This window comes from Kosakonia pseudosacchari, from assembly GCF_900184035.1.
Classification (GTDB): Bacteria; Pseudomonadota; Gammaproteobacteria; order Enterobacterales; family Enterobacteriaceae; genus Kosakonia; species Kosakonia pseudosacchari.
In genome coordinates this window covers 470,736-489,952 of record NZ_FXWP01000009.1, presented here as the reverse complement: position 1 = coordinate 489,952, position 19,217 = coordinate 470,736, and the positions used below count along the sequence as shown (strand labels likewise).

General features: G+C 53.5%; 17 protein-coding genes. 7 read left to right on the top strand and 10 right to left on the bottom strand.

The features are described from left to right. Positions 1 to 25: 25 nt before the first annotated feature. Entirely contained in the window at positions 26 to 1,198 is a 1,173-nt protein-coding gene (gene manA / locus BN2591_RS04290; RefSeq protein WP_086869338.1) for a mannose-6-phosphate isomerase, read from the bottom strand. Between the two features lie 197 nt (positions 1,199 to 1,395). Here manA and fumA point away from each other — a divergent pair, with 197 nt between their 5' ends. Beyond that, a complete protein-coding gene (gene fumA, locus BN2591_RS04285) occupies positions 1,396 to 3,042 on the top strand; it encodes a class I fumarate hydratase FumA (protein WP_086869335.1) in 1,647 nt (548 codons plus the stop codon). Between the two features lie 135 nt (positions 3,043 to 3,177). Next, the gene (fumC, locus tag BN2591_RS04280) at positions 3,178 to 4,578 is read left to right on the top strand and encodes a class II fumarate hydratase (RefSeq protein ID WP_086869333.1); all 1,401 of its coding nucleotides are present in this window, start codon (positions 3,178 to 3,180) and stop codon (positions 4,576 to 4,578) included. On the opposite strand, the gene tus is transcribed toward fumC, so the two are convergent. From tus to rstA, 3 genes are all read right to left on the bottom strand, one after another. Continuing rightward, a complete protein-coding gene (gene tus, locus BN2591_RS04275) occupies positions 4,575 to 5,504 on the bottom strand; it encodes a DNA replication terminus site-binding protein (RefSeq protein WP_086869331.1) in 930 nt (309 codons plus the stop codon). The genes fumC and tus overlap by 4 nt on opposite strands. Positions 5,505 to 5,579: 75 nt before the next feature. After that, positions 5,580 to 6,875, bottom strand: a complete 1,296-nt coding sequence (rstB, locus tag BN2591_RS04270) for a two-component system sensor histidine kinase RstB (RefSeq protein ID WP_086869330.1) — start codon at positions 6,873 to 6,875, stop codon at positions 5,580 to 5,582. Positions 6,876 to 6,896: 21 nt separating this feature from the next. Further along, complete coding sequence (rstA, locus tag BN2591_RS04265) at positions 6,897 to 7,619, bottom strand: two-component system response regulator RstA (protein WP_086869940.1); 723 nt, start codon at positions 7,617 to 7,619, stop codon at positions 6,897 to 6,899. A gap of 128 nt (positions 7,620 to 7,747) precedes the next feature. Between rstA and BN2591_RS04260 the strand changes: the two genes are divergently transcribed. After that, on the top strand, positions 7,748 to 8,083 hold the full coding sequence (locus BN2591_RS04260; RefSeq protein WP_086869328.1) for a GlpM family protein: 336 nt from the start codon (positions 7,748 to 7,750) through the stop codon (positions 8,081 to 8,083). Here BN2591_RS04260 and BN2591_RS04255 read toward each other — a convergent pair. Both BN2591_RS04255 and ydgH read right to left on the bottom strand, forming a co-directional pair. Continuing rightward, a complete protein-coding gene (locus tag BN2591_RS04255) occupies positions 8,080 to 9,462 on the bottom strand; it encodes an amino acid permease (RefSeq protein ID WP_086869326.1) in 1,383 nt (460 codons plus the stop codon). The two genes, BN2591_RS04260 and BN2591_RS04255, sit on opposite strands and share 4 nt — an antisense overlap. Positions 9,463 to 9,654: 192 nt before the next feature. Continuing rightward, positions 9,655 to 10,599, bottom strand: coding sequence for a DUF1471 family protein YdgH (gene ydgH, locus BN2591_RS04250; protein WP_086869323.1), 945 nt, complete (start codon positions 10,597 to 10,599; stop codon positions 9,655 to 9,657). 502 nt (positions 10,600 to 11,101) lie between these two features. Between ydgH and pntA the strand changes: the two genes are divergently transcribed. The 3 genes from pntA to BN2591_RS04230 all read left to right on the top strand — a co-directional run bounded on the left by pntA (position 11,102) and on the right by BN2591_RS04230 (position 15,249). Next, positions 11,102 to 12,631, top strand: a complete 1,530-nt coding sequence (gene pntA, locus BN2591_RS04240; protein WP_086869321.1) for a Re/Si-specific NAD(P)(+) transhydrogenase subunit alpha — start codon at positions 11,102 to 11,104, stop codon at positions 12,629 to 12,631. Between the two features lie 10 nt (positions 12,632 to 12,641). Further along, positions 12,642 to 14,030 carry a Re/Si-specific NAD(P)(+) transhydrogenase subunit beta gene (gene pntB, locus BN2591_RS04235; RefSeq protein WP_086869319.1) on the top strand — a complete coding sequence of 463 codons (1,389 nt, stop codon included), beginning with the start codon at positions 12,642 to 12,644 and terminating at the stop codon, positions 14,028 to 14,030. A 106-nt stretch (positions 14,031 to 14,136) separates the two neighbouring features. Continuing rightward, the gene (locus tag BN2591_RS04230) at positions 14,137 to 15,249 is read left to right on the top strand and encodes a mechanosensitive ion channel family protein (RefSeq protein WP_086869317.1); all 1,113 of its coding nucleotides are present in this window, start codon (positions 14,137 to 14,139) and stop codon (positions 15,247 to 15,249) included. Positions 15,250 to 15,278: 29 nt separating this feature from the next. Here BN2591_RS04230 and uspE read toward each other — a convergent pair whose 3' ends face one another. The 3 genes from uspE to ogt form a co-directional block, all read right to left on the bottom strand. Next, positions 15,279 to 16,229, bottom strand: coding sequence for a universal stress protein UspE (gene uspE / locus BN2591_RS04225; protein ID WP_086869315.1), 951 nt, complete (start codon positions 16,227 to 16,229; stop codon positions 15,279 to 15,281). Between the two features lie 145 nt (positions 16,230 to 16,374). After that, positions 16,375 to 17,127 (bottom strand): fumarate/nitrate reduction transcriptional regulator Fnr, encoded by a 753-nt coding sequence (gene fnr / locus BN2591_RS04220; protein ID WP_016496244.1) that lies wholly within the window; start codon positions 17,125 to 17,127, stop codon positions 16,375 to 16,377. Between the two features lie 209 nt (positions 17,128 to 17,336). Further along, positions 17,337 to 17,852: a methylated-DNA--[protein]-cysteine S-methyltransferase gene (gene ogt / locus BN2591_RS04215; RefSeq protein WP_086869313.1), complete on the bottom strand. Its 516-nt coding sequence runs from the start codon at positions 17,850 to 17,852 to the stop codon at positions 17,337 to 17,339. A gap of 523 nt (positions 17,853 to 18,375) precedes the next feature. Between ogt and smrA the strand changes: the two genes are divergently transcribed. Then, a complete protein-coding gene (gene smrA, locus BN2591_RS04210) occupies positions 18,376 to 18,939 on the top strand; it encodes a DNA endonuclease SmrA (protein WP_086869311.1) in 564 nt (187 codons plus the stop codon). Positions 18,940 to 19,015: 76 nt separating this feature from the next. Here the strand turns inward: smrA and BN2591_RS04205 are convergent, their stop codons facing one another. Continuing rightward, positions 19,016 to 19,216, bottom strand: a complete 201-nt coding sequence (locus BN2591_RS04205) for a hypothetical protein (protein ID WP_086869309.1) — start codon at positions 19,214 to 19,216, stop codon at positions 19,016 to 19,018. Position 19,217 lies beyond the last annotated feature (1 nt).

Genomic DNA, 19,217 nt, shown 5'->3' with positions numbered 1-19,217 from the left:
TGCTAAAAAGTTCAGTAACTTACTCTCACTTATTAAACACTCGCGCCACGCGACCGGTGCCGCTTACGCCAACAGGCGATTCGTCGGCGGCGATAAACGCCGATTCACCCGCTTTCAGCACTAATTGCTGGCTCGCTTTGCTGAGCACCGCTTCGCCTTCCACGCAGAAGACAATGGCTGCGCTCTGTTGCGCCAACTGAGTTTCCTTGCTGCTGAGATCGTGCAGGGAGAACGCGAAATCGTCTACCGGAATCGGGAAATCCAGCTCCGCGCCATGCTGCGTCGGTTGCGTCAGCAGCTCGCTGGCGGGTTTCGGCGTGAATTTTACGTTCGCCACCAGTTCCGGGATGTCGATGTATTTCGGCGTCAGCCCGGCGCGCAGTACGTTGTCAGAATTCGCCATCACTTCCAGCGCCACGCCTTGCAGGTAGGCATGCGGGGTTTCGGCAAACAGGAACATTGCTTCGCCTGGGTTCAGTTTCACCACGTTCAGCAGCAACGGAGAGAAGAGGCCGCTGTCATCCGGGTAGAACTCGCTAATCAGGCGAATGGTCTGCCACGGCTCGCCGGAGTGATTACCGAGCGCGGATTTCAGCACCGCCAGTGCGCGGGATTTCTCCTCGCCTTGCATATTGAGCAGCGCGGCAAACAGCTCGCTCAGGCGCTCTGCGCCCGGCGCTTGCAGGAAATGGGCGATCGCCGGGTGCGCGCCCGCCACCGGTTGCAGCAAGGAAACAATGTCGGAAAACTCGCGGAAGGCGTTCATGGCAAGGAACGGCGTCAGGGCAAACACCAGCTCCGGCTTGTGGTTTGGATCTTTGTAGTTGCGCTCTGCGGCGTCCAGCGCAATGCCTGCGGCATTCTCTTTGGCAAAACCGATCTCGGAGTTTTTCTTGTTGGGATGCACCTGAATTGACAGTGGCTGGTCGGCGCACAGCACTTTAAACAGGAACGGTAATTCGCCAAAACGTTCAGCGACAGCGTTGCCCAGCAAGCGGGTTTTATCCTGATCAATCACTTCTCGTAACGCTCGGGTCTGGCCGCTGGCATCCTGCACCTTTGAGCTGCTCTTCGGATGCGCGCCCATCCACAATTCGGCCATCGGCAGATGGTCAGGATTGGCAATGCCGTAGAGATCCGTTAATGCCGTTTTACTTCCCCAGGCGTAGTTCTGCACGGAGTTGATGAGTTTTTGCATTATCAAGCCCTTTCTCATTAATGAAATTATGGCGTTATTAAAGCAACAAAGCCGACGGAAGTAACCAGCGAGGGTAAAAAGTCGTACTAGTCTCAGTTTTTGTTAAAAAATTGTGTAGGATATGGCGACTCGCTTTAACACAGGCAGATGGATTGACTGCCTGAACAATAACCAGATCAGCCGTAAGTGAGAGAACAATGTCGAACAAACCCTTTTGTTATCAGGATCCTTTCCCGCTCGGAAAGGATGACACCGAATACTACCTGCTAAGCCGCGACTATGTTTCTGTGGCTGAGTTTGAGGGCCAGCAGATCCTGAAAGTGGATCCGCAAGCGCTGACCCTGCTGGCGCAACACGCTTTCCACGACGCCTCATTTTTACTGCGCCCGGCGCACCAGCAGCAGGTCGCCGATATCCTTGTCGATCCCGAAGCCAGTGAAAACGACAAATATGTCGCCCTGCAATTCCTGCGCAACTCGGACATTGCCGCCAAAGGCATTCTGCCAACCTGTCAGGACACCGGCACGGCGATCATCATGGGTAAAAAAGGGCAGCGCGTCTGGACCGGCGGCGGGGATGAAGCCGCGCTGGCGCGTGGTGTCTATAACACCTACACCGAAGAGAACCTGCGCTATTCGCAAAACGCGCCGCTGGATATGTATAAAGAGGTGAATACCGGTACCAACCTGCCGGCGCAGATTGATCTCTACAGCGTTGATGGCGACGAGTATAAATTCCTCTGTATCGCCAAAGGCGGCGGCTCGGCGAATAAGACCTACCTGTTTCAGGAAACCAAAGCACTGATCACCCCGGCGAAACTGAAAAACTACCTGGTTGAGAAGATGCGCACCCTCGGCACAGCGGCTTGCCCGCCGTACCATGTCGCGTTTGTGATTGGCGGTACGTCGGCGGAAGCGACGCTGAAAACGGTCAAACTTGCCTCCACCAAATATTACGACGCGCTGCCAACCGAAGGTAACGAACACGGACAGGCGTTCCGTGACCTGCAACTGGAGCAAGAACTGCTGGTGGAAGCGCAGAACCTCGGTCTTGGCGCGCAGTTTGGCGGGAAATATTTTGCCCATGATATCCGCGTGATCCGCCTGCCGCGCCACGGCGCGTCATGCCCGGTCGGCATGGGCGTTTCCTGTTCAGCCGATCGTAACATCAAAGGTAAAATCAATCGCGATGGCATCTGGCTGGAGCGTTTAGAGCAGAATCCCGGCAAATACATTCCTGAAGCGCTGCGCGAGGCCGGTGAAGGCGAAGCGGTGAAAGTGGATCTTAACCGCCCGATGAAAGCGATCCTCGCTCAGCTTTCGCAGTATCCGGTCTCTACGCGCCTGTCACTCACTGGCACGATTATCGTTGCGCGCGATATTGCCCATGCGAAGCTCAAAGAGTTGATGGACAGCGGCGAGCATCTGCCGCAGTACATTAAAGATCACCCGATTTACTACGCTGGTCCGGCAAAAACGCCGGAAGGTTATGCCTCCGGTTCGCTGGGGCCGACCACCGCCGGGCGTATGGATTCTTATGTTGATCAACTGCAATCGCAGGGCGGCAGCATGATCATGCTGGCGAAAGGCAACCGCAGCCAGCAGGTGACGGATGCCTGCCATAAACACGGTGGTTTTTATCTTGGCAGTATTGGCGGCCCGGCGGCGATCCTGGCGCAGAACAGTATCAAAAGCCTTGAGTGTGTCGCTTATCCGGAACTCGGTATGGAAGCTATCTGGAAAATTGAAGTGGAAGATTTCCCGGCGTTTATCCTTGTGGATGACAAAGGCAACGACTTCTTCCAGCAAATTCAATCCGGTCAGTGTGCCCGCTGCGTTAAATAGTATTGACCGCCCTTCGGGGCGGTTTTTTTTAAGCACAAAGCAGTAAACAACATTATAAAAAGCATCAATACTTTTACTTGTTTGCAGGTGAGCAATGTCGCAATCCACTATCACTTTGTAACCAAGGAGAGAGTCATGGCAACGCATCGCAGTGAGAAAGATTCAATGGGCGCAATCGACGTCCCGGCAGACAAACTGTGGGGAGCGCAAACCCAGCGGTCGCTTGAGCATTTTCGTATCTCAACGGAAAAAATGCCGGTCTCACTGATCCACGCCCTGGCGCTGACCAAACGCGCAGCGGCGAAAGTTAATCAGGATTTGGGGCTGCTGCCCGAAGAGAAAGCGCGCGCGATCATCGCGGCGGCAGATGAAGTGCTGGCCGGTCAACATCCCGATGAGTTTCCGCTCGCTATCTGGCAGACCGGATCCGGTACGCAGAGCAATATGAACATGAACGAGGTGCTGGCCAATCGCGGCAGCGAAATCCTCGGTGGTGTGCGCGGGATGGAACGCAAGATCCATCCCAATGACGACGTGAATAAAAGCCAGAGTTCAAATGATGTTTTCCCGACGGCGATGCATGTGGCGGCGGTAATTGGCGTGCGCGAGCAACTGATCCCGCAGTTACAGGTACTGAAAAAGACGCTTAATGAGAAAGCCATCGCGTTTGCCGGTATTGTCAAAATCGGCCGTACCCATTTGCAGGACGCGACGCCGCTGACGCTGGGCCAGGAGATCTCCGGCTGGGTGGCAATGCTTGAGCACAACCTCAAACATATCGAACAGAGCCTGCCGCACCTGAGCGAACTGGCGCTGGGCGGCACCGCCGTGGGCACCGGGCTGAATACGCACCCGGAATACGCCGTGCGCGTGGCGCAAGAGCTGGCCAGCTTTACCGGGCAACCGTTTATTACCGCGCCCAACAAATTTGAAGCGCTGGCGACCTGCGATGCGCTGGTACATGCGCATGGCGCGCTGAAAGGGCTCGCCGCTTCATTAATGAAAATCGCGAACGATGTACGCTGGCTCGCCTCTGGCCCGCGTTGTGGTATTGGCGAAATAGCGATTCCGGAAAACGAACCGGGCAGCTCGATTATGCCAGGCAAAGTGAACCCCACGCAGTGCGAAGCGATGACTATGCTCTGCAGCCAGGTGCTGGGCAATGATGTGGCGGTGAATATTGGTGGCGCATCCGGCAACTTTGAGCTCAACGTTTTCCGCCCGATGGTCATCCACAACTTCCTGCAATCTGTACGTTTGCTGGCGGATGGGATGGAGAGCTTTAATGAGCATTGCGCCGTGGGGATTGAACCCAACCGCGAGCGTATTGATCAACTGCTGAATGAGTCTTTGATGCTAGTGACAGCATTGAATACCCATATCGGCTACGACAAAGCGGCGGAAATTGCCAAAAAAGCGCACAAAGAGGGGCTGACGCTAAAAGCGTCTGCGCTGGCGCTCGGCTACCTGACGGAAGCCGAGTTTGACAGCTGGGTGCGTCCGGAATCGATGGTGGGCAGTTTGAAACAGGCTTAACCCGCCAGATACAGGTGCAACCGCGGGATAATCAGCGTCAGCGGCTGCGCCTGCGGTTTATAGCGGTGTTGAATAGTTTCCGCGTTGTAATCCAGTAGCCCGCCAATATCCGGCACGGTTCCGCCATTCTCTTCTGAAATCAGCGTGATAAGCGGTGTGGGGCAGGCGTATTGCACCTGCTTTTGTGAGCCGGCATACCAGACGCGGGCAATGGGCTGCACTTTCACCGGGCGCTTGATTTTGAGCCGCGCCTGTTTGGGCAGGGCGGCGATATCGTTGTACTCCTGCTCAATCCGCCCCAGCCACTCTTGACGCGTCCACGCAGAGACAGCTCGCGGGGATTTCAGGCTCTTTTCCAGCTGTGCCAGCACCTCATCGCGGGTGAGATTTTTAATAATATGCTTATTTGCCCAGCCAAAGCGGATCGTTGCCGGTGCGCGAATGGCCGTTAGTGTCCGGTAAGCATTGAGAGTGATAAGCCCCGGCAGGTGGCGATGTACCCATTCAAACCGGGCTGCGGGAACCAGCCCCGATTCCTGGGTGACAATTCGCTCAAAGGCTAATTTCAGCGCGTTCACCGTACTGATGCGCCCGGTCAGCGCGCTAAGTGTCGCCTCATTTGCCTGATAGCAGATAACGCCCGGCAGCCGCACGGCGGCTTTACTACTGCGGTTTTCCGACTGCTGCTGAATAAAGAGATGGGTGTAATGCTTATGGGCAAGCTCTGCCGCCTGCTGACCAAGATGTTGCTCGACATGAATCGCGGTAAGCGGATTGTGTTCCGCACCTTTGGGGACATCCGGCAGGCTAAATACGCGTGCGGCCATTAACCGGCAGCCCGCTAACTCGGTTTTTAGCGCTGCCAGTTCATGCTCCAGCTGCCGGAAGGTGGTATTCAGGCGTTCGATCAAATCTAAGGCCGCCATGGTGCACTCCGTTAGTTACAACATACTTATGTTTATAGCACAGTCGCCGGGATTCGGCCACTGTGCGGTAAATGGTCAGGAGGGCAAAACAATGTGGTGGTAAATCGGCCAGTGGAAAGAAAATTTTGCGCCGCCCAGCTCGCTCTGCGCGCAACTGACTTCGCCGCCGAAAGCCTGCGCGATGGAATGCACAATCGCCAGCCCTAACCCGCAACCGCCGGTCGCACGGTCGCGGCTGGGATCGAGGCGAACAAAGGGCTCAAACACGCGTTCGCGCTCTTCGGGCGCAATACCGGGGCCATCATCTTCAACGATCATACAGGCTTGTGAACCTTCGCGTTGTAAGGTGACTTTTATCGTTTGCTGACTGTAACGCAGGGCGTTATTCACCAGATTATCCAGAACGCGCTCCATCAGACGCATATCCAGCGCGCCATAATCTTCACCCGGCGTTGTTGCCAGCAAAAAGGTGTGCTGCGGGTTCATGCTGCGCGCATCGTCAAGGTAACTGCTGAACCACGCTGGTAGATCTGGCGAGGTGAGTTTCAGTTCGGTCTGCGGTCGATCGAGACGGGCATAAGTCAGTAACTCTTCAATCAACGCTTCCAGTTGACTGATATCGCGATTTAACGCCGCATGTTCAGTTTCGCTGAGGTTTTCACTCATCTCCAGCCGGTAACGCAGCCTGACCAGCGGCGTGCGCAGTTCGTGGGCTATGCCGTCTATAAGGTGCTTTTTACTGGCGATCAGCGCATTGATATTGTCCGCCATCTGGTTAAAGGCGATGCCGAGCCGTTCAAAACTTGAGGCACTGTCAAAATGAATGCGCTCTTCTAAATGCCCCTCACCGAAGCGTTGTGCTGCCGATTCCAGCCGCAACATCTCCTGCCAGTGCGGACGCATCCAGATAAATACCGGAAAGGCGAGAGAGATAGCAATTAACGCCATTAACCCCATATCCAGCAGCCGCGTTTCATGCAGGAAGAAGAGATACGGCACCGGACCGACCGCCAAAACATAATGGCTGCGGGGAATACGCTGGATAAAGGTGTATTCCGAATCAAGCGCCACAATATCGCCTTCACGCAGCCGTTGCGCCGGGCGCGGTTCCAGCGTGAATTTGCTCATCGGCTCAATACGCAAATTAAACGACAGGTTGAGATCCAGTTCCTTCAGGGTTCTGGCCCATTGATTGGGCGGGATCTCGCGCAGCTCGCTACGCATCAGGTACAGCGAGCTTTTCATCAGGTCGTCAAGGGACTGGCGGCCAGCCCGCTCGGCGGTGAATTTATACACCAGACCCACCAGCATCGTCATGACCAGAAAGCAGACGAACAGCAAAAGGTAAAACTGGACGAACAGCTTTTTCATAGCGACACCTGGTTGTACGTTTTAGTTGTCCCACGCATGCGGGGCAAATAGATAGCCTTTGTTGCGAACGGTTTTAATACGGTAAGGTTCCGTTGCGCTGTCGAGCAGCTTTTTACGCAGACGGGAAATCGCCACATCAACGCTGCGATCCATGCCATCGTAGCTTACACCGCGTAAGTTTTTCAGCAGCGCATCCCGGTCCATAATCTGCCCGGCATGGGTCGCTAACTCCCACAACAATTCGAAATCGGCGGTGGAGAGGGCGACTTGTTGACCGGCCAGCAGTACCTGGCGGTTAACCGGATCGATAGATAAGGTGCCGAAGCTGATCGTCTTATGCTGTTTCAGCGAGGGCGTGGCGGGTTCGGCGACGGTATTGGCACTGTTGCGCTGGCGCAAATGCAAACGCAGACGCGCCAGCAATACGGCGGGCGGCGTGGTTTTCAGAATGTAATCGTTGGCGCCCATCTCCAGTGAAAGAATGTGGTTCATATCACTGTCCAGTGAGGTGAGCAGCACAATCGGGCCGCTCCACTGGTTACGCAAGTCGCGGCACAAGGTCATGCCATCTTTGCCGGGCAGCATAATATCCAGCAGCACCAGTTCGGGTTTTTCGCGGGCGATCACCTCTTCGGCGCGATCGCCACGGGGTTCGACAATGACGTCCATATCGTGTTTGCCCAGATAAGCGGCAATCAGTGCGCCTACTTCCGGGTCATCTTCCACAAAAACGATCTTATTCATAAGCCATCGCGATTGTTCAAAAACGTCAACATACACCGCCTTGCTATAAGCTGCCATTAATCTTTTCTAAACAAAGAGGCTTCCGTTATGCTGTAGGTCGTTGTTGTTGCAGTGATAAAGGGAAAATCATGGGGTTGGTGATTAAAGCAGCTATCGGGGCGCTGGTGGTGGTGTTGATTGGTCTGCTGGCCAAAACAAAAAATTACTATATTGCCGGGCTAATTCCGTTATTTCCGACTTTCGCGCTGATTGCGCACTATATTGTTGCCACCGAGCGTGGCGTTGGGGCGCTGCGCACCACGATCGTGTTCGGCATGTGGGCGATTATTCCCTATTTTATCTATTTACTGTCGCTCTGGTATTTCACCGGTTTGATGCGGGTCTGGCCGGCGCTGGGCTGTGCGGTTATTTGCTGGAGCCTCAGCGCCTGGCTGTTAATTTATTGCTGGAGCCGCCTGCACTAGCGCATTAGCATCCAGGTGGCGGGAACGGCGGCGATTAACAAGGCGCCAATCAGCGCTTTTTCATGTTGCTTGAGCATTTCCGTCATCTCATGTGTGCGACGGGCGTACATAAACACCAGCAGCCCCGGAGCGTAGAGCACCACCGACAGCAATAAATGCATCGGACCAGAGGCATACAGCAGCCACAAGCCATACAGGCAAGCACCAATCGCCACCGCCTGGTGCAAAGGACGCTGCGCGATCTTCCACAGGAACGCACCGACAAGGAAATAGGGCACCAGAATCATCTCTGAAGCGATGGTCAGCAGCGTGTTGTAATCCGAACCGGTGAGCCAGATAAGCACCAGGCAAACCTGCACGCTGATATTGGTCAGCCATAAAGAGGCAGCAGGCGCGTTGTTTTTATTCTGCCGCGCGAAGATCTTCGGGAACGCTTTATGCGTTGCGGCCAGTAACGGCACTTCCGCAGCCATAATCGTCCAGCTCAGGTACGCGCCGCAGACGGAGACAATCAATCCCGCTGCGATAATCACTTCACCCCAGCTCCCCAGCAGTTTCACCATCAGCCCGGCCATGGATGGATTACGCATTTCCGCTAACTCCGGACGGGGAACAACGCCGAGCGAAAGCAAAGTAACCAGCAGGTAGACGGTCAGCGCTGCCAGCACGGCGAGCAGAGTGGCGCGGCCAACATCGTGCTTATTGCGCGCCCGGGCAGAAACCACAACTGCGCCTTCGACGCCAATAAAGACCCACAGGGTAATCAGCATGGTGTTTTTAACCTGTTCCCATACCGGAACACCCAGCGCGATGCCGCTGAAATCAAGGCGGAATTTATCAAGGTTAAACGCCAGCGCCGCCAGCACAACAAACAGCCCAAGCGGCACCAGTTTCGCCAGCGTCGCCGCCAGGTTGATACTCGCAGCGGTTTGTACGCCGCGCAGAACCAGCGCATGCACAATCCACAATAGTGCGGATGCGCCAACAATCGACTGCCAGGTGTTGCCATCGCCAAACAGGCGCAACGATGGTGTATCGGTAAAGAAACTCAGGGCGGAAAAGACGATAACCAGATAGGAGACGTTAGCGATAACCGCGCACAGCCAGTAGCCCCAGGCCGAACAAAAGCCAATCAGTTCACCAAAACCTTCGCGGGCGTAAGTGAATATGCCGCCATCGAGATCCGGGCGAATACGGGTCAGGATCAGCATGGCAAAGGCGAGCAGTAAAATTCCCGCCCCGGTGATCATCCAGCCAATGATCAGCGCCGCCGGGCTGGCAACTTCCGCCATATTTTGTGGCAGGCTGAAAACGCCAGCGCCCAGCATCGAGCTTAAAACCAGCGCAGTTAATGCGCTAAGGCCAAGTTTCTTTTCCATGGTTATCCTGTCAAAAAAGCAACTAATCCAGAATAATTATTTTGCCGTGGCGCATAAATATGGTGGATATCACTAAGGCGCGGGATTTTACGGAGAGTCGACGGGCCATGCAATGAGGTGGGACGACAATTTTACGAAAAAGAGTAAAAAAATAAAAAAGGCGGCCGTAGCCGCCTGATTCATAAATGCAGATTATTTATACAGGTCGGCGCTGATGGTCATATTGTTGCCGCTTTCTGACCACTGGCGTGTGATGTGATAGTACTTGGCGCCTTTTGCCGCAGCACGTTTGGCGACCTGGTAAGAGATCTCCGTCATGTTGCCATAGTTGCCGGTGAACTTGATGCTGTCGAACGGCACCATCTGGGCTGCGGTGATTTTATTCACCTCTTCAATCTTCTTGCCGTCAGGCAGCGTGACACTGTAACGACCGCCGGAAGAGGATTGCGTTTCGAAGAAACGACCGACACCAACGCCGGCTGTCGCATCGCTGGCGACGCCTGGGATCTCAACTTTTTTGGCTTCTTCACCACCTTTTGCCAGCGCGGCGCGGCCCGCATCCGAGTCACGCGGGATAGCATCCGCGCTCTGGATAACGCGTTTTTTCGCGTCTGCTTTATAAATGAAGGCCGTGATGATCTGGTTACCGCCCTGGTTAGCATCAACCTGGCGAACAATAAAGAAAGAGGCGGCGCCTTTCTCTTTGGCGGCTTTAGTAATGGCGTCGTTCACTTCCGGCTGGGTGCGGAAGAAACCCTGAACGGTCACCGTATCGTACGGCTGAAGCGCAATCGCTTGATCTTTCGGTAACTCAGTCACGCCGTTAATAACGCGGAAAGCAGGACGCTCCGCTTTGGCGGCGTCCGCCTTGTATAAATCGACCGTCGCGCGCTGGTTACCGCTGTTGCCCGCATCGGAGGTGTCAACAACGTAAAAAGATGCGGCACCTTCTTTATCCGCACGTTTGGATGCTGCGTTAACGACGTCGCCAATGGCATTAAAACGGCCGGTGATCACGATGCGATCGTAAGGTTTTACCGCTGCCGCTTGCTCCGGTGTTAACTCTGTCGCTGCGTTGGCGGTAAATGCCGTTGCCGAGAGAAGTGCTGACGCCAGGAGGGTGTACTTAAGCTTCATAAAAATAATCCTTCGCCTTGCGCAAACCATAAACTGGTGTTGTTGTTGGGAAAACGTCGGTGATTATTGCATTTAAACAGCGCAACTGTCTGCGTCATTTTTCACTGACTGTGCGGCTGAGAGGGAAATAACGATAACCTTTAGTGATATGTTGAAAAAACAGACGCTTGACCAGCAAAACCGATAAAGGTTATGACTTTTTTAAGTTAATACATTGTTAAAAAGCGAATCTTAACTGGAGATTAATCGTGTTTTGCCGCTTCGCTTGAGCGGAATATCGGCCTGCATGCAGGAATTTAAGGTAAATAACCTTGCCTGCGGTCTCAGACCGTTAATTTTCACGGATAAATGCATAATTTCTCTTTTCCGGCTGTGGATCACAGGCGTTATTTTCAGTAGGTTATAGAAAGTTTGTTACTGTTTTATTTTCCGCAGCGTTGAGTAAATAACCGCGCCGGAACCACTGACAAACCATCATCTAAAACCGATGGAAGGGAAAACTATGCGTATTGGTGTACCTAAAGAACGGTTGGCCAATGAAACCCGTGTTGCAGCGACGCCGAAAACGGTCGAGCAACTGCTTAAACTGGGTTTTACCGTCGCGATTGAAAGCGGCGCGGGCAAGCTGGCAAGTTTCGATGACGAGGCGTTCGTCCAGGCCGGGGCGACGATTGTCGATGGAAGCAACGTCTGGCACTCGGACGTTATCCTCAAAGTTAACGCGCCGGATGACGAAGAGATCGCGCTGCTTAACCCGGGCACAACGCTGGTGAGTTTTATCTGGCCTGCGCAAAATCCGGCATTGATGGAGAAGCTGGCCGCACGCAACATTACCGTGATGGCGATGGATTCCGTGCCGCGTATCTCCCGCGCTCAGTCGCTGGATGCGCTGAGCTCAATGGCCAACATTGCGGGCTATCGTGCGATTGTTGAAGCGGCGCATGAATTCGGCCGTTTCTTTACCGGGCAGATCACGGCGGCGGGCAAAGTGCCACCGGCGAAAGTGATGGTTATTGGCGCGGGCGTTGCCGGTCTGGCGGCGATTGGCGCGGCCAACAGCCTTGGGGCCATTGTGCGTGCGTTCGACACGCGCCCTGAAGTCAAAGAGCAGGTGCAGAGCATGGGCGCCGAGTTCCTGGAGCTGGATTTCCAGGAAGAAGCGGGCAGCGGTGACGGTTACGCGAAAGTGATGTCCGATGCCTTTATCAAAGCAGAAATGGAACTCTTCGCCGCCCAGGCGAAAGATGTCGACATTATTGTCACCACGGCGCTTATTCCGGGGAAACCCGCACCGAAGCTGATCACCCGTGAAATGGTTGATTCCATGAAGCCGGGCAGCGTCATTGTTGACCTGGCTGCGCAAAACGGCGGCAACTGCGAATACACCGTGCCGAACGAGGTCAGCACCACCGCCAATGGCGTGAAAGTGATCGGTTATACCGACTTACCTGGCCGCTTGCCTACGCAGTCTTCCCAGCTTTACGGCACCAACCTGGTCAACCTGCTGAAACTGCTGTGCGTTGAAAAAGATGGCAACGTGGTTGTCGATTTTGATGACGTTGTGGTTCGCGGGGTTACCGTGGTTCGCGATGGTGAAGTAACCTGGCCGGCGCCGCCGATTCAGGTTTCTGCACAGCCGCAGGCCGCGCCGAAAGCGGCCGCGGCACCAAAAGAAGAGGTCAAACCGGTTTCGCCGTGGCGGAAATATGCTTTTATGGCGCTGGCGATCATTCTGTTTGGCTGGCTTGCGGATGTTGCACCGAAAGAGTTCCTCGGCCACTTTACCGTTTTCGCACTCTCTTGCGTGGTGGGTTACTACGTAGTGTGGAACGTTTCGCATGCGCTGCACACGCCGCTGATGTCGGTGACGAACGCCATTTCCGGCATTATCGTTGTTGGCGCGCTGTTGCAGATTGGTCACGGCGGCTGGGTCAGCTTCTTGAGTTTTATTGCGGTACTGATTGCCAGCATTAATATTTTTGGTGGTTTCACCGTCACTCAGCGCATGCTGAAAATGTTCCGGAAGAACTAAGGGGTAACAGATGTCTGGAGGATTAGTTACAGCTGCATACATTGTTGCCGCGATCCTGTTTATTTTCAGCCTGGCGGGGCTTTCAAAACACGAAACGTCCCAGCAGGGAAATAACTTTGGTATCGCCGGGATGGCGATTGCGCTGATTGCAACCATCTTTGGCCCGGACACCGGCAATGTCGCCTGGATTCTAGTGGCGATGATTATCGGTGGCGCGATTGGTATTCGCCTGGCGAAGAAAGTGGAAATGACCGAAATGCCGGAGCTGGTGGCGGTGTTGCACAGCTTTGTCGGCCTGGCGGCGGTACTGGTTGGCTTTAACAGCTATCTCGACCATGAGGTGGGGCTGGATCCGGTGCTGGTGAATATTCACCTGACGGAAGTGTTCCTCGGCATCTTTATTGGTGCGGTGACCTTCACGGGGTCTATTGTCGCTTTCGGTAAACTGCGCGGGAAGATCTCTTCTAAGCCGCTGATGCTGCCGCATCGCCACAAACTGAATCTGGCGGCGCTGGTGGTTTCCTTCTTGTTGCTGCTGGTGTTTGTGCGCACTGAAAGTGTCGGTCTGCAAGTACTGGCGCTGCTGGTGATGACAATAATTGCACTGGTGTTTGGCTGGCATCTGGTGGCCTCTATCGGTGGTGCGGATATGCCGGTTGTGGTCTCGATGCTGAACTCCTACTCCGGTTGGGCAGCGGCAGCCGCGGGTTTTATGCTTAGCAATGACCTGCTGATCGTGACCGGTGCGCTGGTCGGTTCTTCCGGTGCGATCCTCTCTTACATTATGTGTAAGGCGATGAACCGCTCCTTTATCAGCGTGATTGCCGGTGGTTTTGGTACCGATGGCTCTTCAACCGGCAGTGATGAAGAAGCGGGCGAGCACCGTGAAATCAATGCCGAAGAGACCGCAGAACTGCTGAAAAACTCGCATTCGGTCATCATCACTCCTGGCTACGGCATGGCGGTGGCGCAGGCGCAGTATCCGGTGGCGGAAATCACCGAAAAACTGCGTGCGCGCGGCGTGAAGGTGCGTTTCGGTATTCATCCGGTTGCCGGACGTTTGCCGGGCCATATGAACGTGCTGCTGGCGGAAGCGAAAGTGCCGTACGACATCGTGCTGGAAATGGACGAAATCAACGATGATTTCGCCGATACCGACACCGTGCTGGTTATCGGTGCGAACGACACGGTCAACCCGGCGGCGCAGGATGATCCGAAGAGCCCGATCGCCGGTATGCCGGTGCTGGAAGTGTGGAAAGCGCAGAACGTGATTGTGTTCAAGCGTTCCATGAATACCGGCTACGCGGGTGTGCAAAACCCCTTGTTCTTCAAAGAGAACACGCAGATGCTGTTTGGCGATGCCAAAGCCAGCGTCGACGCTATCCTCAAAGCGCTGTAATGCGTATTGCTTAAAAAACCGCTCTTCGGAGCGGTTTTTTTTCGTCCGCGTAGACGAAAGCAGAGTGTCTATACTTTTATCTTCATGTTTTTTATGAGGAGGAAGGATGACGTTTTTGTCACGTTTTGACTTCATATCCATAGTGATGCAGCCATCATTCTGGATTGGTCTTGCCACGGTGGTTATCGTTACGCTGGTTGTCTACTGGCTGTTTACCTACTTACTGAATATGGTGCTGAAAGGCGCGCGCAACTGGAGTGAAAAGCAGAACGGCGTCGGCAGGCTGCAGCATGTGGTGGTGGATATGCTCAGGCGCACCAGCAAATTCCTGCTCTTTGTGGCGGCGTTACTCTTCAGCCTGCGGTTTGTCGATCTCCCCGATCACCTGTTTAACACGCTCGGGCACGCCTGGTTTTTAGTGCTGGCGATCCAAATCGCCCTCTGGCTTGATCAGGGCGTGGTATCGTGGATGCGTCACTTGATGTACTCGCCCAATACCAGTAAAAACCCGGTCACCATGGTCATCGCCGGTCTGCTGCTGCGCATGATGCTCTGGACGATGATGTTGTTATCGATTCTGGCGAATGTCGGGGTCAACATTACCGCGCTGGTCGCCAGCCTCGGCGTGGGCGGTATCGCCATCGCGCTGGCGGTACAAACCATTCTCAGCGATGTTTTCGCCTCGCTTTCCATTGGTTTTGATAAACCTTTTGAGATTGGCGACTTTGTCGTTTTCGGCGATGTGGCCGGCACCATCGAACATATTGGTCTCAAAACCACGCGTATCCGTAGCCTGAGTGGGGAGCAGATTGTCTGCGGTAACGCCATCCTGCTTCAGCAAACACTTCATAACTACAAACGTATGCAGACCCGGCGGATTGTCTTCACTTTTGGTATGGCGATCACTACGCCACCGGAGAAGCTGCGTAAAGTGGGCGAGATGGTACGTAACATCATCACGGATGTTGGCAACACGCGTTTTGACCGTGCCCACTTCCTCGGGTTTGGCACCGATCGGCTGAATTTTGAAGTGGTGCATATCGTCAATTCGGCGGATTACAACACCTACATGGATATCCAGCAAGAAATCAATATCCGCATCATGGAACATCTCGCCGCAGAGGGGATTGAACTGGCGCTGCCGTGCGTCGTGGTGAAAGGGGGAGTGGCTGTTGAAACGCCGCCCGTTGAACCACAAGAGGAACAAACGGCGGTATAAAAAAACCCGCCTTGCGGCGGGTTGCTAGTTTAGTCGTCTTCTTCGTCGTCCAGCTCAACAGGCGTCTGGTAATCATCCGGTTTAATGACCAACAGATCGCAGCGCAGGTGATCAATAACCTGCTCGGCGGTGTTGCCAAGGAAGGCGGCGGAGATCCCGGTGCGCCCGATGGTGCCAAGCACGACAATCCCGGCCTGCAGGTGTTCGGCCAGATCCGGGATCACCTCTTCGGGTAACCCTTTCTCCACATGCGTGAGTTTTTCATCAATGCCAAATTTCTGCCGCAACGCTTTCATCGCCAGCAAGTGCTGACCGCGAATGGCGTCGTTGTATACGCTGGGATCAAATTCCGGCAGTTCAATCGCGATGTTGATAGGTGTCACCGGGTAAGCGCCAACCAGATGAACTTCAGTATGGTTTACCTGTTCGGCCAGATGCAGCGTCTCTTTGACCAGCTTTTCATTCAGCGAGTTGTGATAAATCTCTTCGCTGGCCAGGTTGACGGCGACAACCGCGCGTCCGGCTTCTGGCCAGGGCTGGTCTTTTACCATCCATACCGGGCACGGGCATTTACGTAGCAGATGCCAGTCGGTCGGTGTAAAAATAACGGATTCCAGTTTGTCATGCTGGTGGGTCATCTTCAGCAGTAAATCGTGTCCGCCCGCCAGAACTTCCTGAATGATGGCTTCGAAGGGACGATTGTGCCAGACCACTTTGATTTCGATCGGTACACCCGCATCGATATAATATTTCGCCTGCTCGCGGATCCACGCGGTGCGCTGGCTGATGACGCCCTGGCGCATTGCGGTACGCTCGTCAGGGGACAGAAGGGTGGTCATTTCGTAAGAGAAGTCATAGATGGGCAAAAACGCTTTAATGCGGCCGCCAATCCGTTGATGCAAATACACAGCACGTCGTAACGCTGGCTGATCGTCCTGATTGGGATCGATGGCGACCAACATATTCTGATACTTAGCCATACAGGGTCTCCTTACATCTGTCACCACAGTCTGTCAGTAAAAGATAACCCATAAGTGCTGAATGAAACAGGGGAAAGCCTTCGCCAGATCAATAAATCAGATAAATTTAATGACCCGGCAAAGGAGAGATCAAGCGGGGGAAAACTCAGGCAACGTTGCGCGCATGACCAGCCAGTTGCGCCAGCATGTCGCTATTCTCAATGGTGATATATTTACCTTTCACCGCCAGCATGCCGCTCTTCTGGAAACGGCCTAACAGACGGCTGATGGTTTCCACCGTCAGACCCAGATAGTTGCCGATATCGCCACGCGTCATCGTCAGGCGGAATTCACGCGGCGAGAAACCGCGCTGCGCGAAACGGCGTGAGAGGTTATAAATAAACGCCGCCAGGCGTTCTTCTGCATTTTTCTTCGATAACAGCAGGATCATATCCTGATCGCCTTTGATCTCGCCGCTCATCAGACGCATCATTTGCTGACGCAGATTTGGCATTTTGCCCGAGAGATCATCCAGCGTTTCGAACGGGATTTCACAGACCATGGATGTTTCAAGCGCCTGTGCGAAGCTCGGATGATGGCCGGTACCGATGGCATCAAAGCCCACCAGGTCACCCGCCAAATGGAAACCGGTGATCTGCTCATCGCCCTGTTCGGTAATGGTGTAGCTTTTGATCGTACCGGAGCGGATAGCGTAAAGGGATTTCAATTCATCCCCGGCTTTGAACAAGGTCTGACCTTTCTGGATGGGCTTTTTACGCTCAATGATGTTATCGAGCTGATCCAGCTCATGTTCATTCAGAGTAAAGGGGATGCAAAGCTGGCTAATGCTGCAATCCTGGCAATGGATTGCGCAACCGCCAGACTGAATGCGTCGTATAATTCGCTTTTCCGGGATCATAGGTCTGCTCAACGCCGTAATTGATATTGGTCAATTTTAACATCTTTTTATTGGGCGCGTAAGCCTGGTAAAACGTCAATTCACGATTAATAAAACGGGAGGCAGAAATGAAAAGAGATGACATTGCACCATCTCTTTGAAATTCCATCATTTCGCTAAGGCTTTTACCACAAAAGGAGGTGAAAAGAACGCTAAATATGCGTTTTTTCTCACAATAGAAGATACCCTTCATGGCGCAGTAACCACTCTTTTCGCTGCACGCCGCCCGCATATCCCGTCATCATGCCGTTACTGCCGATAACGCGATGGCAGGGCACGACAATACTCACCGGATTTGAACCATTCGCTGCGCCGACCGCGCGCGCCGCACCTGCACGCCCCAGTTTTACCGCCAGTTGACCATAATGCATTACCTGGCCACAGGGGATAGTGCGTAGCGCTTGCCATACTTCGCGCTGAAAAGGCGTGCCGGCAGTTGCCGTCGGCAGGGTTTCAATCACGGCCAGATCGCCGTCAAAATAGTCCTGCAATTTTTGGCTTAACCCGCCCGGATTATGCGCCGCCACTCGCTGGTAACCTTCCCGGCGATAGTGGATATTCAGTAACTCAACCATCCGATCGCTGTGTTCTTCCCATTCAACCGCGCGAAGCTGAAATTGTTCATCGCACAGCACCCAAAGCGGGCCAAGCGGTGTGGAAATATTATCTTCAAGTAAGGTCAGCATCTGGCATCCTTTTCACTGGGCAATGGCGCAATTTACCAAACGTACCGAAAGGCTGCTATACCCCGAAAGGGCTTATATTGAGAGTAAAAGAAATAAGCTGGTGAAATAATAGCCAGCGAAGTACGCATTATGTAATAGATGATATATTGCGCTTATTTCGCAAATAAAAAAATAGAGCCTGCCGACATCCGTCAGGCTCTACAGTACACACAGCAGCGCATCCGATCGTTATTTTATGCATTTTCATCCTTGCGCGGTAAATATAGTTATAGCGTTCCTTCATTATATTTCCAGTCAGAATTGGTGATTGATTTCACGATAATTTAACTGAAATTCAGAATATTAATTTTTCTTAAGCTAAGTTTTTTATAACATGACTAAGAGTAATGTTATTGGAATATCATCCAGGAGAACTCCTCGCGATTATCTTTTGCCTGTGCAAACGCCAATTTGGCACCAGGCATTGTGAGCGCAGGCCCTGCCAGCTATAGTACGGAGGCAGAAGTAGCTGGAGGACTGCCTAATGAACCCTGACGACAAATCGCTTTTCCTTGACGCCATGGAAGATGTCCAACCCCTGAAGCGCGGTGCTGATGTGCACTGGCAACCGAGCCGCAATTCGCGCACGTTACAACGCGTCGACACTCTGCAACTCGACAACTTTCTGACCACCGGTTTTCTTGATATCGTGCCGCTTGATTCACCGCTGGAGTTCAAACGAGAAGGCCTGCAACAAGGGGTGCTTGATAAATTACGCCAGGGGAAATATGGTCAACAGGCAAGCCTGAACTTACTGCACCAACCGATCGAGCAGTGCCGGCAAAGGGTGTTTCGTTTTATGTACCATGCGCGCCAGGACGGGCTACGCAATGTGCTTATCATTCATGGTAAAGCGCGTGAAGAGGGTTCGCATGCGAATATCATCCGGAGTTATCTGGCGCGCTGGTTGCCTGAATTTGATGAGGTTCAGGCGTTTTGCACCGCGCTGCCGCACCACGGCGGAAGCGGTGCTTGCTATGTCGCGATCCGCAAGTCTGAGCAGGCGAAGCAGGATAACTGGGAACGGCATGCAAAACGCAGTCGTTGAAGAACGCAGTGGTGGCGGGAAATTAGCTTGCGAATGATAAATAAAAAGCGGGAACCAGAAAGGTTCCCGTTGTTTTTTAATCGGCATATTCGGCCGCAATAAGAATTTCATTTTGCTGGTTACCCAGCGCGTGTGAAAGATGTTCTGCCTCCGTTTTACTCAGCTCAATTGAAATATCCTCCCGCCCATCATTGAAATTAATGTGCAGGCATACACTGTCATTAGGTTTTGTCACGGTGATGTGATTTGGAAATAATGCAATACTCTTTTTATCCATC